8 protein-coding genes are annotated in these 14149 nt (G+C 44.0%); all 8 read right to left on the bottom strand.

Annotated elements, in window-relative coordinates; genetic code table 11:
* Positions 1–789 precede the first annotated feature (789 nt).
* The 8 genes from ACFGVS_RS08530 to ACFGVS_RS08495 all read right to left on the bottom strand — a co-directional run bounded on the left by ACFGVS_RS08530 (position 790) and on the right by ACFGVS_RS08495 (position 14138).
* Positions 790–3636, bottom strand: coding sequence for a M16 family metallopeptidase (locus tag ACFGVS_RS08530; RefSeq protein WP_439698286.1), 2847 nt, complete (start codon positions 3634–3636; stop codon positions 790–792).
* On the bottom strand, positions 3611–5023 hold the full coding sequence (locus tag ACFGVS_RS08525) for a tryptophanase (RefSeq protein WP_439698285.1): 1413 nt from the start codon (positions 5021–5023) through the stop codon (positions 3611–3613). Before ACFGVS_RS08525 ends, ACFGVS_RS08530 begins: the two co-directional genes overlap by 26 nt.
* 169 nt (positions 5024–5192) lie before the next feature.
* Positions 5193–5753, bottom strand: a complete 561-nt coding sequence (locus ACFGVS_RS08520) for a TlpA disulfide reductase family protein (RefSeq protein WP_439698284.1) — start codon at positions 5751–5753, stop codon at positions 5193–5195.
* A gap of 80 nt (positions 5754–5833) precedes the next feature.
* Complete coding sequence (locus tag ACFGVS_RS08515) at positions 5834–7354, bottom strand: S8 family serine peptidase (RefSeq protein WP_439698283.1); 1521 nt, start codon at positions 7352–7354, stop codon at positions 5834–5836.
* The gene (locus ACFGVS_RS08510) at positions 7354–7908 is read right to left on the bottom strand and encodes a TlpA disulfide reductase family protein (RefSeq protein ID WP_439698282.1); all 555 of its coding nucleotides are present in this window, start codon (positions 7906–7908) and stop codon (positions 7354–7356) included. The genes ACFGVS_RS08515 and ACFGVS_RS08510 overlap by 1 nt, the downstream gene beginning before the upstream one ends.
* On the bottom strand, positions 7908–9077 hold the full coding sequence (locus ACFGVS_RS08505; protein ID WP_439698281.1) for a redoxin domain-containing protein: 1170 nt from the start codon (positions 9075–9077) through the stop codon (positions 7908–7910). The genes ACFGVS_RS08510 and ACFGVS_RS08505 overlap by 1 nt, the downstream gene beginning before the upstream one ends.
* Before the next feature lie 26 nt (positions 9078–9103).
* Entirely contained in the window at positions 9104–10540 is a 1437-nt protein-coding gene (locus tag ACFGVS_RS08500) for a RagB/SusD family nutrient uptake outer membrane protein (protein WP_439698280.1), read from the bottom strand.
* Between the two features lie 10 nt (positions 10541–10550).
* The gene (locus tag ACFGVS_RS08495; protein WP_439698279.1) at positions 10551–14138 is read right to left on the bottom strand and encodes a SusC/RagA family TonB-linked outer membrane protein; all 3588 of its coding nucleotides are present in this window, start codon (positions 14136–14138) and stop codon (positions 10551–10553) included.
* Between the last annotated feature and the right edge of the window lie 11 nt (positions 14139–14149).

Below are 14149 nucleotides of genomic sequence, written 5' to 3'. Positions count from 1 at the left end.
AACCGGAACTTAACCAATTGCCGAATACCCAGGTCGCACGGCTCGATGTGCAGAACCGATCATCTATTGCCGAGGCCATTGATGCGGGTTGACAGATGTAATTTCCCTTAAAATACTATCGAATTACAGGAGGCCAGAATCGGAATTTAGAGAAAAAAATGGAGGACGCTATCTGCGAGCTGCATATGTTAAAGCAGAGTGTTAAAGAATCATAATGATTTTGGACTAACAAAACATTAACCATTTTTAATAAAAAACCCCATTTACATAGCGCAAATGGGGTTTAAAGGTGACCTTCCGACCGCAGTTTTCGAACTTTTTTATGGAAGATTTGAAGAAAATGGCCTCTATAAATAATCAACTATAATTTAGATATTTCCAGATTAAAACCTTTTAAACGCTGTTGAAAACGATTTTGGCAGTGAACTAAGAATTTATATCGTCCTCCTTGGAATTTGTTTGAAACGCTACAAGTGATAGTTTCATATATTTTTGGAAGCTGCGGAATAAGGTCTTCGGAATAGTTATATCCTGATCCATCATCAGTTTCAGGATCGAACCAGGCTGACCACTTTTCGCCAATTTCCTTTCTTGTCCTAAAAGCGCGAATTTAAGCGCTAAAGGTGGCCATTTTGAAATTGGCCAAACGGGGTTAATCATGAGTGGTTTATCCAAAAAGCACCTACCACTCCCGCGATAGGTACTTTTTGTTATTGATTAACTTTACTATTAACTATTGAAAAGAACGGGGAGTTTTTTCGGAATTATAGGGTAATCAATACCCAGTAATTATTGATTTTTTTCGGGTAACAATACCAGTCGGATGTAATTATCATCGCTCAGATATTTATTGGCTACTTCCTTTATATCAGCCACTGTAATTTGGTTCAAGTTTGCCGAATAATTGCCAATTTGGTCCAACTTTTCCTGATTCTGAATTTGGCCGCTAAGATAGCCGAGCCAAAAACTATTCGTTTTTAACGCCGTTTCAATGGCGCGCTGGTTTTCAGCCTTAAACTTATCGACATTGCCCTGCAGCGGTCCCGATATTTTTATTTTATTGACCTCATCCAAAGCAGAAGCAATTAGCTTATCCGCATTTTGAGGGGCACAACCAAATAATATGGTCAGGCTGAATCTTCCCTGCGGATATTTACTGGTGTTAATCCTTGCTGATGGCGTATAAACTCCGCTTTCGTCTTCGCGTAATCTTTCCATTAGTCTGATCTGAAGTGTTTCTGTCAACGCATCCATTTTTAGTTTATTTTCAAGGCTGTAATCAAAAGGGCCGGAAAATACCAGTTCAACAGTTGCTTTAGGTTCAGTTCCCTTGTACACAGTTCTTGTTATTATCCCTGCGGGGATGTTGATATGCAGATCCTTTGCCTGTTCAAATTTGCCGACTCCGGGTAAACTGCCCAAGTACTTTTCTAATAATGGTTTGACTGCCTGGGTATCTATATTACCTACAAATACAAATGTGAAATTACCTTCAGTGGCAAAGCGTTCTTTGTAAATAGCAAAGGCTTTGTCTAAACTGATCCGGCTTATTTTTTCCAGCGATGGACCGGTTTTGCGGATGTTGTTATTGCTTAATACTGACCTGATGGTATCCTGGAATACATTTTTTGGTTCATTCAGCCGGTTGGCGATGGCTGCTTTTGTTTGATCTAACATCCCCAGGAACATAAGGGAATCTTTACGCGGCTCCGTAATATAGGCATATACCAGTTGCAGGGCAGTTTCCAGGTCGTTATTAACTGCACTCCCATCTATCCCTTGTATTCGTTCACTTACAAATGGCCGCACACTTAACTGTTTCCCGGATAAATATTTGCTTAAGGCAGTTGTGTTATAGTTACCTGCTCCAAATGATGGTATGAGATTCGCAGTTGCGGCCGACTCGTAATCTGCATCGCTATACAGCGAAGTACCACCCGGTGCAAAACCGCTGAATATAACTTCATTATTTTTAAAGTCAGTTGGCTTTAGCAATACTTTAATTCCATTGCTAAGTGTAAGCGTAGTAAGCCCTAACCGCTCATTCTTTTGCTCAAGGATAATTTTACCCGGTAACGGCTGCGTTTTTAGTAAGCTTTCATTACTGGTTTCATCCTTGTAAACCGGAATGTTTTCGACTTCCACAGCTTTCGTCCAGCCAATAAATGTTGCCTCATCAGGCAGACCAGCTTTTTCTTTTTGAGGAGCCATCAATATAATGTCCCTGTCGGTTGATCTGCTTGCTGTTTTAGCCAGCGTATTTAGCTCAGTAAGGGTAATACCTGCCAGTGCATTTTTCACCAGAGTAAATTCATAATCTATTCCGGGTGCGGCTGTACCATGCAAAAAATATTGCAGGTATTCATTAACATAACTATCAGAGTTGGTTTTATTCTTTTCTTTGAGCGCCGATTCGAACTGATTCAAATAGGTGGTTTTTGCACGTTCCAGTTCGGTGCCGGTAAATCCAAAGCGTTTGGCACGCTCAGTTTCCCGCCATACGGCTTTAAAGCCCCTTTCCAGTTCGCCGGGTTTGGCTGTTACAGAAATACTGTAAGTATCTAATCCGCCCATGAAACCTTCGATGCCTGCACCTCCTTGGAAAAATGGAGGGTTCGCCTGGCGCTGTAGTTCGCTATAACGTTCATTGAGCATAGCGTTAAACAGTTGACGAATAATGCTTTCCCGGTATTGAGCAATGGTACGTAAAGGGAGTTCCGGCAGCTTAATCATAATTTCTGCCGTGGTAGAGGTCATTTCCGGGTCAGTTACTGCTATAAACTGGTTTTTACCTGTTAACGGAACAGTGTACCTTGTTCTTGTCCGCTCTTTTAAAGGGGTTTTCAGATCCGAGAACTTTGCTTTGATCCTCTTCTCCATTTCATCCACGTTTACATCGCCAACTATAATTAAAGCTTGCAGATCGGGGCGGTACCAATCATGGTAAAAACGTTTGATCGCTTCGGGGTTAAAGTTGTTCAGAACCTGATCTGTACCAATGGGGCTCCGCACTGCGTATCTTGAGTTGTTCAGTATCAGCGGCCAGTAAACTCTTTGCATTCTTTCCTGCGCACCTTTTCCCAGACGTTTTTCTTCCAGGACTACGCCGCGCTCTTTGTCAATCTCTGTAGGGTCAAGCGTAGCTTCCTGGGCCCAATCCCGCACAATCTGCATAGCTGTTGAAAGTACCTTAGGATCATCAGAAGGAACTGGCAGTTTATAAACCGTTTCGTCAAAGCCGGTATAGGCGTTCAGGTCGGCACCAAAACGTACCCCTGATTTCATTAAATATTCCACCAGCTCGTTTTTGGGAAAATGTTTGGTCCCGTTAAAACTCATGTGTTCCATAAAATGCGCCAGTCCCTGCTGGTCGTCTGTCTCCAGGATCGAACCCACCTTGTTTGCCAGGTATAGGGTGACCCGGTTTTTTGGATTTTCGTTATGCCGGATATAATAAGTAAATCCATTGGCCAGCCTGCCGGTCCTTACAGCTGGATCCAACGGCAGGATGCGTTCAGCAGTGGGTAGCGGTTTGCTCTTTTCCGGACAATGCTGCCCGAGGCAGCAAACAGGGAGCAATAAAGTTAATAGCAGCCCTAATTCAATTTTTTTAAAGCGCAATATGTTGCAAGTCATCTTGTAATATTTTAGTAGTATCTGGTTTAAACTTTGCGGTAAAGTGCCGCAGGTAAGGGGTTTCCTCTGTAATAATGAGTCCTGTTATCCGGGAGCGGCTATGGTATAATTGAACAATCACCTCGGCTACATAATCCAGGTGGCTTTGGGTATACATTCTGCGGGGAAAAGCAAGCCTTACCAGTTCGTTGGCGGCAGGTATCAGTTTACCGTCCGGATCATATTTTCCAAACATCACGGAGCCTATTTCAACCCCTCTCACACCTCCCTCTATATACAGCTGGCAGCAAAGCGCCTGGGCCGGGTATTTATCAACCGGAATATGTGGTAAAAAAGCTTTGGCATCAAGGTAAAGGGCATGGCCGCCCGTTGGTTTTAAATAGGGGATGCCCTCTTTATCGAGTTGTTCGCCCAAATAGGCTATGCTGCGGATCCGGTAGGCCAGGTAATCTTCCTGTACAATTTCCTCCAGTCCGGTGGCTATTGCTTCCAGGTCGCGGCCCGCCAGGCCTCCATAAGTAGGAAAGCCCTCGGTAATGATCAGCACGTTGCGACACTCGTCAGCCAATGCCTTGTTGTGCATGGCCATAAAGCCTCCAATATTGGCAAAGGCATCTTTTTTGGCGCTCATGGTGCAGCCGTCGGCATAGGAAAATAATTCCTGCGCTATTTCAAGGATGCTGCGATCCTGGAAGCCGGGTTCACGGGTTTTAATAAAGTAACAGTTCTCTGCAAAGCGGCAGGCATCAATAAAAAAAGGAATCCCGTAGCCGGAGCAGATCTTTTTTACGTTCCGGATGTTTGCCATGCTGACTGGCTGGCCCCCGCCGGAATTATTGGTCACGGTCATGATAACCATGCTGATGTTTCCGGCCCCTTTGTCGTTTATAAAGTTCTCCAATGCCGCCTCATCCATATTTCCCTTAAAAGGAGCGATCAGGGAAGGTTGCTTCCCTTCGGGGCATAACAGGTCAACCCCTGTCGCGCCGGAAACTTCTATGTTGGCCCTGGTGGTATCAAAAAGGGTATTACTCAGCACGTACTTTCCCGGGCCGCCGATTATGCTAAAAAGTATCTTTTCCGCCGCCCGTCCCTGGTGAACTGGAAGGATGAAAGGCATAGCGGTAAGATTGCGGATAACGGACTCGAAGCGGTAAAAACTCTCGCTGCCGGCATAGCTTTCATCACCTCTCATGATGGCAGCCCACTGGTTGCTGCTCATGGCCCCTGTCCCGCTGTCTGTTAATAAATCAATGGTTACATCTTTAGCCCGCAGCAAAAAGGGATTGAAATGTGCATCCTGCAATAATTGTTCGCGCTCGCTGCGTGAAGTCAAAAAGATCGGCTCAACCGATTTAATTCTAAATGGTTCTATGATAGTTTTCACTGAAAAAAATAATTAAATATTCTAAAAAAAGCTAATTACGCGGCTCAACAAGCAAGGCGAGCTTCAGGTAGGCCTTCTAATTATATTTTTCCAGATATTCATTTTTACGGTTGGGTTATAGATGTCGCTTAAGATGGCCGAAACAAATAATAAACTTAGCTGCTTCACCTCAATTCTTTTTGGCAAGCTTCTCGGCTGCTTCAATACTGAATTTATGGTCTACCAGTAATTGCAGTATTTCTTCATTAACCTGATCGGGTTGTGTCATCCAGACCAATGTATTATTCTGAATGATAAAAGTGCGGGGGATACTTGATGTGCCTGACGGCTTAATCCAGTTTTTATCAAAGTCGCTTGTTTTGCTTGTACCGGCATATCCGATCCTACAATCCATCAGCTTTTCATTTTTTGCTATAAATGCCTTCACCTTTTCTACGTCATCTTCCCATACATCCTGGCTTATAAAAACTATCCTATCTTTAAATTTCGAATTCAGCTCAGCCATATGAGGCATAGAGGCAATACAAGGCTTGCACCATGTAGCCCATAGTTCCACCAAATAGATCTTATCCTTCTCAAATTTGTCAACAGGCATTCCTTTAAGCCACTCAACTTTGGGGTATTGCTCCACCTTTTCATTGACATCCAGATATGTCACCTGGGCGGAACTGGTAAAAAATGTAATGAACAAGAGTAAAATAGTTCCGGTCGTTATAGTTATTGATTTCATATGTTCTTTGATTTTGTTTATAAGCATTAAATAACACCTTGAGTAAATGGGCGAAATAATCATGTTCTGATCTGTAAAAGTCAATAAGACGCCGCCATTTTCAAAGCCTGATAGGCATTGACAATTCCCCCGCTAACACATACATCAGCGAATGGAACCTTCACTTTTCTGCCTTTTTGCACTACCTCGACGTCATGGCCGACCTTAACAACAGAAGTCATGATGATCTCCTTTACCTGTACAGCAGTTAGTTTTGGATAATAGGATCTGATGAGTGTAGCAAGTCCTGTAACTACCGGTGCCGCCATACTTGTTCCGCTTAATGATTTGTAGCCCGAACCGGGTACTGTTGAATAAATATCTACGCCAGGCGCAAATACATCAACCCTCGTTTTTCCGAAATTGGAAAAGGAGGCTACCAACTTTTCATCATCCCGGGCATTGCTGGCACCCACATTTAGCCAGGCCTGCGCGGTGTCTTTACCCGCGGCATAAAATTTATTCGGGAAGTAATTCCCCTCACCATCTAAATCCAGGCCATCATTGCCGGCTGCATGAACCAATAGTACATCTTTTGACATCGCATACCTTACTGCTTCATCCACTCTGCTTTTAGCCGGGGAATAGGGCTTGCCAAAACTCATATTGATCACCCTGGCACCATGATCTACCGCATAAATAATGGCGTTCGCAACATCTTTATCCCGCTCATCTCCGGTTGGAACGGCCCTGATGTTCAAGATACTGACATGGTCGGCAACGCCATCCATACCGACACCATTATTCCTGACAGCACCGATAATGCCGGAAACATGCGAACCATGTGTAGCATCCGGCCCCATCACATCGGCACTTCCATAATCCGTCTGCCTGAGATCGTCAATACGGTCGCCTACAATGGTACGCGGATCGAATGCCAGATTCAGGGAGTAATCCTTCTCGTTCCCGAAGTGTTTCACTGCGTCCTCTAACTGGAGTTTGAGATCCGCAACCGTTAGCTTAGGATCCTTTTTAAATTCGTTCAGCATTAAACTTTTGATGGAACTTTGAAGCGAGGTAAGCGGCACATAGGCCATAATATCCTGAATGGATGGCTCCGGTTTGCCGATAGCATTCAATATGGTATCAGCAACTGATTTGTAACCCCCCATATATTGCAATGCCTGCTTGTTCTGTTGCTTTTTTTGGTTAAAGAGCTGGCGCAGTTTCAGGTATTCGGCCAGTCCGGCAGTATCAGCCGGCAGATGGTCCGGGTCTGGAAATCTCTTTTGACCTGCGCTTACTAACCGCGTGAGTTCAAGGCTTTCATTATTTACATTTCCCCGGGACGAGCCCAAAAAGCTCCATCCCCATTTTTTTGACTGGCGCCACAGAACGGGCTTTAGGTCGGCGTGATTGGTATCAACGCCTCCGTCGATCACTGCAACCACTACCTCGTGGCCTTTTTTTCCTTTCAGCAACTGGGTATACGCTTTTTCTGTGCTGATCCCGAAAGCGCTGTCGGTTTTTAAATCCAGGTTCTGCCAGTTAATTTTTTGGGCATGGGCAGCGCCAATAACGCTGCTTAGCAGCATTAAAAAGATAATCGCTTTCAGTTTCATTATTTAAGTTTTTGTGCAGCTTCTATGCTGAATTTTTTATCTACCAATAATTGCAGTACGCGCTCGTTCAGTTCTGAAGGGCTGGTCATCCAAACCAAGGTATTATCCTGGATGACGAACGTGCGGGGGATTCCTATTGTAGCCGAGGGTTTCATCCAGTTCTTATAAAAGTCACTGTCTTCCATGCCGCCGTACGCTATGCTATATTTCATTAACTTCTCATTCCGGGCAATAAACGCCTTTACCTTAGCCATATCCGGGTCCATTACATTCTGACCGATAAAAACGATTTTATTTCCGAACTTTGATTCAAGATCACTCAGATGACGCAAGGCCTCGATGCACGGCCTGCACCACGTTGCCCAAAGTTCTATTACATAAATTTTATCTTTTTCGAACCGCTCCAGCGGTACTCCCCTAAGCCATTCAACTTTGGGGTAATTATCTACTTTTTCGCCGGCATCTAGATAGGTAATCTGTGCATTAGCGGCATAAGCGGTAAATAACAGCAGCCACATGGCCGCTGTTATAGTTAGATATATGACCTTTTTCATTACTTTCCGAGCGATTTCTTTATGTCAGCAACGGGATCTTTACCCAGGTCAATTGAACGATTTAAAATTTTCCCTTCTGTTGAGATTAGATAAGCATGCGGGATAATTTCGGCAGATACGTTAAAGGCCTTCATCAGTTCACTCTTTTCCTTGCGATAATACGGCACGATAGGCATGGTATCTTTTACATTGATAATATTGGCGGCTGTCAGCGCTGACTCTTCCAGGACTTGCTTCCATTCATAACTGCTATTTGGGACATCGAAATAAACAGAAAGGATCACCAGGTTTTCGTCTTTGAGTTGCCTGCTGATTTTAGTTATCGCAAAACTGATCGGTTCAAACGGAACCCAGGCTCTTCCCCAGAAAAACAGCACAACATTTTTACCTTTAAGCGAAGCAAGAGAAACCGGCTTTCCGGAAACATCGTTCATGGTGAAATCAGGAGCCGGGCTACCTACAGCAAGCTTTTTTGCGGCCTCAAGTTTGGCTGCAACCGTTTTGCCCTCCGTGCTGTTTCTCATCCTTACCGAAAATGCATTGAATTCAGGTTCGATCTCTTCAGGAAGGAAAAAACGGCGCGTCTTCCTGACCCACAAACCGAATGCAACATAGCTGTCGGGATGGGATTTTATAAATGCAACGCCGACAGCAGCGCGTTCATCTAACAGCTGACGGCGTTCTGCGCCAAGCTCCTTCAATTTTTCCTGGTCATCATCTTCCTTAGCTTTTAGCATACGCTTATCTAAATCAAGCCCCCTTTTTACTACCGACTCGCCAGCTTTACTTAAAGCAGCAAAGTCCGCTGACGCAGGTCCGCCTTTGATCTCGGCCGTATTGAGGGTAGAATCTCCTGCAACCGTGATCGTCCCAGGATCTAAAAACATGTCCCGGTATTCGCCTATTTTTTGTTTATCGGCCGGAATAAAGGTTAAGGAAGCAGCCTCCGGTTCAATAATTTTTCCATTCAACGAGAATTTGCCGTCTACCACCTTTGATGAATCAGCCATGCCCTGATTGTTTTCGGTATATCTTAACGTAATCATTCCCTGTTGGTCCTTTCCTATCTGACCGTTGATTGAAAAGGCTTTCTGAGCATGAAGACCTAAAGAGGTGGTTAGCAATAATATAAACGAGATGCTATATTTTATAAGTTGTTTTAAGTTCATTTTTTTGATTTTTAAAAATTAAAAAATTATGGATTATCAGTCATCCCCGGATTTGCCTGGAGTATTGAAAAAGGCAATCTTAACGTAAACCGCACCGGCCTTAGCTGATAGGTTTGGGAGATAGTTACGCCATCGGCAGCATAGGCCTTATGCGTATAGGTACGGGAAGAGAAAACGGGGTCTACTGAAAGCCTTCTCATATCCAGCCAGTGCTGCCCTTCTCCGGCAAACTCCCGGGTTCGCTCATCAATGATAAATTTCAGCAGATCAGTCTTCGATGTTATGCCTGCCGGCACACCGGCATCTGCAACCGGCATCCTGTTTCTGCGTAATAATTCAACATCGGCCCTTGCGCCTGCCAAGTCGTCGGTTCGGAGCCGGGATTCAGCTTGCATCAATAACAAATCGGCCAGCTCCAGGCCCACATGTGAATACGTTGCGTACTTCCGGTACAGGCCTCCTGGGATAGGTGTGTGATCTGAATGCATGCTACCGTAAAAATTCCGCCTCAAATCTGAAGCTGCATATAAGTTCATGGTCTCGGGTGCCATGACCAATCCGCGGCTAATACCACTCAGGTCGGCGGTTTTTAAAAGTATGGACTCCTGGTATTTTGAATAGTCATTGCCGGGATAATCCGGGCCGAAAAAACCGACAGGCAAAAACGCCCCGCCAGTGCCAAAAGCATCATTATAATTGTACAGGCTGGGCGGAGATGCAACACTTGCCAAATCGCTAAATGCATCGTTGAACTGTGTCAGTGCATCCTGATATCTGCCCATAAACAAATAAGCTTTTCCCAATAGGCCTCGTGCAGCCGGGCGTGACATCCGGGTCACAAAAGAGCCTTTAAGCGGAAGGCTAACGATTGAAGCCTGTAAATCGGCGACGATCTGGTCATAGACTTCCTTTACGGAATTCCTTTTAAAATTCGTTAAATTGACATTGGCTTCCTTAATGATCGGAAAGCCGGGATCCGAGGCCGCTGTGGCCGCGTTATAGGGTTTTCCGTAATGATTGATCAGATCAAAGTTAATCCATGCACGTGTAGCAATTGCTTCTGCTTGTAAAGCTGCTTTTTGGGCAGTAGTACCATCCGAAATAGTAGTTACTTCGCTTATGATTTTATTGCAGATATATAAGTTCAGCAATTCATTACTCGTATAAACCACGTCCTGATCAGGCGTATAGAGCGTATCCGCCCAGGCAAATGCCTTTTGAGCATCTGATCCAGCATTTTTGAAATAATTTTGTTCAGCAGCTACCTCATCGCCCATCGCTACAGTTACGTCACTAATATCGATCTTGTAAAAACTTGTATTGTTCATTAACAGATCGTAATCCTTCAGGGTACTGGCAACCAACTTGCCTTTGGGTACAATTTCTAAAAAGTCCTTTTTACAGGAAATCAAGAACAATACAACCATCAACAACCCTGATACTTTATATATTTTTGTTCTCATGTTCTTTTTTTTAAAATGTAACATTAGTCCTGATACTGTAAGAATGGCGAAATGGCGGAACAGCCCTGATGCCGGAATTCAAATCATTAAATTCAGGATCAATCCCCTTTTTATTTGCTGTCCAGACCAAAAAGTTTGTGGCCTGAATGGTGAAGCTGGCCGATTTCACTTTGATCTTTTTTAACAGGTTATCGGGTAGTTTAAAAGACAGGTTGATATCGCGGACCTTGGCATAGGACGCACTTACTACATTGATATCCCCCTGGGTATAGTAAGCCACAGTTCTGGTGAAATACGACTCAAAACCAGGGATGTACGAAGGAATATTGGTGAGTTTCTCATCACCCGGCTTTTTCCAGCGATTTAAAAAGTCGGTGGTCAGGTTACCATCGAAACTTGACGTGCTTGCCGTAATTCTTCCCGTATAGGTTTGATTGACATCCGCCCTCATCACATGCCCGAGATTAAAGATCATGTTTGCACCCAAAGAAAAAGCTTTATAAGTGAATATGTTACTTAACCCGCCGGTATAAGGCGGAGTGGTGGTTCCGCTGTATACTAAATCGCCCACCGTTTCAGCACCCGGCGTACTGTTAATACTGCCATTGGCCAACTTGATCATCGGGTTTCCCTGGTTGTTCAAGCCCGCGTAAGCATATGAAAACATAGGTTGCAGCCTGTAACCCACCAGGTAGCTCGAATTCCCCAGCCTTGAATATACATTGTTTGCCCTTGGGTCTACCTGGCTGTAAGAAACCAGCATATTTTTATTATATGCGATATTAAAATTCGATGACCAGCTAAAGTTCTTCGTCTGTATATTTAAACTATGAAGGCTCAACTCAATTCCTTTATTGCTGAGCTTTCCGATATTACCAGGCGTCCTGCTGAACCCTGTTAAAGGATTTACGTTCACTTCCCCAAGCAAATCGGTCGTATTTTTGTTATAGATATCGATACTTCCGCCCAATCTTGATTTTAGAACCAAAAAATCAACGCCTAAATTCGTGGTCGCCGTAGACTCCCAGCTTAACTGGTCATTTTTTGGCGTCAGCCCTAAGTAATTACCGGCAAGCGGCAGGATATAATAATAAGGTGTCATCAGTATGTCCCATTGGGTGCCGGTACCTGCATAAGGAGAATTTCCAGTAATCCCATAAGTTGCCCTAATGGATAAGCCGTCTATCCAACTGGCCGTTTTTAGAAAGCTTTCTTTTTTGATGTTCCACTTTCCGCCGAGGCTCCAGATAGGCCTGTTCTGGGCAGATTTATCAGATCCAAATAGCGCGCTGTGATCAACCCTCCAGCTTCCGTCAAGATTATACCGCTCATTTAAGGTGTAATTAAGTAATGCAAAATAAGACGTAAAGCGGTTTTTTACTTCGTAAAATGTTGTATTGTTGCTACTCGAAATAAAACTCCCGCCGGTTACCGTGTTAGGTATGTATGCATTAGTAACCGTGGGTGTAAAATATGTCATCAATTGCTGATCATAGCCAAGCAGGGTGTTCGAAGAATTTCTGGCAAACTGTTCACGAGCTTCCTGCCCGATCTGCAAGTTCAACTGATCTTTACCGCTCCTTAACGGTGTCGAATAAACCAATTGGTTTCTTACGGTCCAGTTTCTTTCTTCGAAGTTGCTTTCAATATAGGTACCTCCGTTGGTGGGCAAATAATAAACCGGAACGCTGCTTGATGTAGGGGCAACTGTTAGACCAACCAGGTTCCTCCTTAGCATATAATTGTTATGATCGGTATAGTCCTTGCGATTACCCGGAGACTCCTGGATGCCATAGTTACCATTAAAGCTCAAGCCTTTGAATAACTTCAATTGTACCGTACCTGCAAGGTTGATGTGCGTATTGTTGGTCTTTATTTGCCTGTAGTTAATTTCGTCTAAAGGGCTATAATTCAGCCCAATCCTGCTCCTCTGCTCATAATCACTGCGTACTGCCGGAGAAAGCCCTTGTAAGTAAGCCATGGAAATATTGTTGCCGTTTGCATCTTGAAACAACTGGTAAGGGAGGAATGTGCTGTTTACATTTCTCGAATCCCCCTGCCTTACAGCGCTGGTTCCTAATGTTGTTGATAAAGTAAGCCTGAGTCTTCCGGTGGGATTATATTCCTGATTCAACATGACCCGGTAGGTCTTTTCACCCTGGCCTATAGTAGACGACCTGGAATCTGTATAAGCAGCGGATGTGTAAAAAGAATATAGATTACTGCCTCCGGAAACCGATAGCGTGTGGCTCTGGGTCATAGCATTTTGGTACCACAAGTCCTTTATCTGACCAAGGTTGCTGATAGAAGCGAGGCTATCCAGGCTTTTATCGGCCTGAGCAGCGGTAGTTTTACCGCTATATTTATCGTACAGTATTTGCTCATGCGGCGCGATAACACCGTAAGATAATGACTGATAAGGGAATTGAAGGGGGTTAAAAACCTCTTTAGCCGATTGAATATACTGCGCACTGTTCATCATCTTGAGATAGCTGAGATCAGGCTTACCCTCAAAATTCAAAAAACCGCTATAACTGATATTCAGGCGACTTCCTTTTAATGCCTTTTTGGTAGTTATAACAATAACGCCGTTGGATGCACGGGCACCCCAAATAGCTGAAGCGGCTGCATCTTTCAAGACGGTAATGTCTTCGATATCATCCGGGTTAAACTGGTTAATGCCGGTAATGGGCACACCATCAACCACATATAAAGGATCGGTGCTAAGTGATATGCTTGACTCGCCCCTTATTGTAGCTTTTTGCGAAGTTTTCCCATTCGGAATATTTGGATTTTCATCAAGTAGGGAATTAAGTCCTTTTTTAATTGCCAACCCGGGAACCAGACCTTCCAGGCGGCTTACAATGTCCATTGTTCCGGTGCGGCTTTTGAATACCTCCATATCCGGTTTTGCAAAAGAGCCCGTTGCACGCTCTTTATCTAAGTTTTGGTATCCTGTAGAAACCACGGTAACTTCTCTGAGCTTATTAACTCCTGTTACCATAGTGATTTTTAATTCCTTAACATTCTTTACCTGAACGATTTGTTTTACGTATCCGATGTAGGAAAAAACCAGGAAGCCTTCTTCAGGGATCTCCTGAATAACAAAATTACCATTTGCATCTGTAATAGCCTGGATACCTGAGTCGTCAAAGGTTATTGAAACACCGGGCATCGGTTGACCGCTTTCGTTTACGACCTTCCCCTTTACTTCTTTACGCGGCAAAGCCGGGGGGGCGGGCGCTGGCTCGGTTGCCGCAGGGGCCTGCTTTCGCTGAACAACTACAGCGTTTTTACGAATAATATAGGTAAGCGGCTGTCCCTTAAAAACTTGTATCAACACATCAGATAATTGTGCGTTGGTTACTTTAATTGTTACCGGATATGCATCTGTAAGCATATTATTGGTAACCAGGAAATCTATTCCTGTTTGAGTACTGATCTTTTTGAAGACCTCCATTAATGAGCTTTTCTTTTCATCCAGTGTAATCCCCTTTTGTGCAAAAGAGGACATGCTTATTTGAAGCAATATAATCACCAGTACGAGGGTTATATAGCCAGGATGAAAACGCCCGATAGTTATGTATTTTTTGTACATTTGCGTTCAGT

Origin of the sequence: Mucilaginibacter sediminis (assembly GCF_051903035.1) — a bacterium.
In the GTDB taxonomy this organism is placed as follows: Bacteria; Bacteroidota; Bacteroidia; order Sphingobacteriales; family Sphingobacteriaceae; genus Mucilaginibacter.
The sequence above is the reverse complement of the archived record's forward strand: the minus strand, read 5'-3'. Positions and strand labels throughout refer to the sequence as shown.

What these genes read in the sequence shown, in the direction of transcription:
- ACFGVS_RS08530 (WP_439698286.1), bottom strand. Translation starts at nt 3,636, where the DNA reads ATGACTTGCAACATATTGCGCTTTAAAAAAATTGAATTAGGGCTGCTA.
- ACFGVS_RS08520 (WP_439698284.1), bottom strand. Translation starts at nt 5,753, where the DNA reads ATGAAATCAATAACTATAACGACCGGAACTATTTTACTCTTGTTCATT.
- ACFGVS_RS08515 (WP_439698283.1), bottom strand. Translation starts at nt 7,354, where the DNA reads ATGAAACTGAAAGCGATTATCTTTTTAATGCTGCTAAGCAGCGTTATT.
- ACFGVS_RS08510 (WP_439698282.1), bottom strand. Translation starts at nt 7,908, where the DNA reads ATGAAAAAGGTCATATATCTAACTATAACAGCGGCCATGTGGCTGCTG.
- ACFGVS_RS08505 (WP_439698281.1), bottom strand. Translation starts at nt 9,077, where the DNA reads ATGAACTTAAAACAACTTATAAAATATAGCATCTCGTTTATATTATTG.
- ACFGVS_RS08500 (WP_439698280.1), bottom strand. Translation starts at nt 10,540, where the DNA reads ATGAGAACAAAAATATATAAAGTATCAGGGTTGTTGATGGTTGTATTG.
- ACFGVS_RS08495 (WP_439698279.1), bottom strand. Translation starts at nt 14,138, where the DNA reads ATGTACAAAAAATACATAACTATCGGGCGTTTTCATCCTGGCTATATA.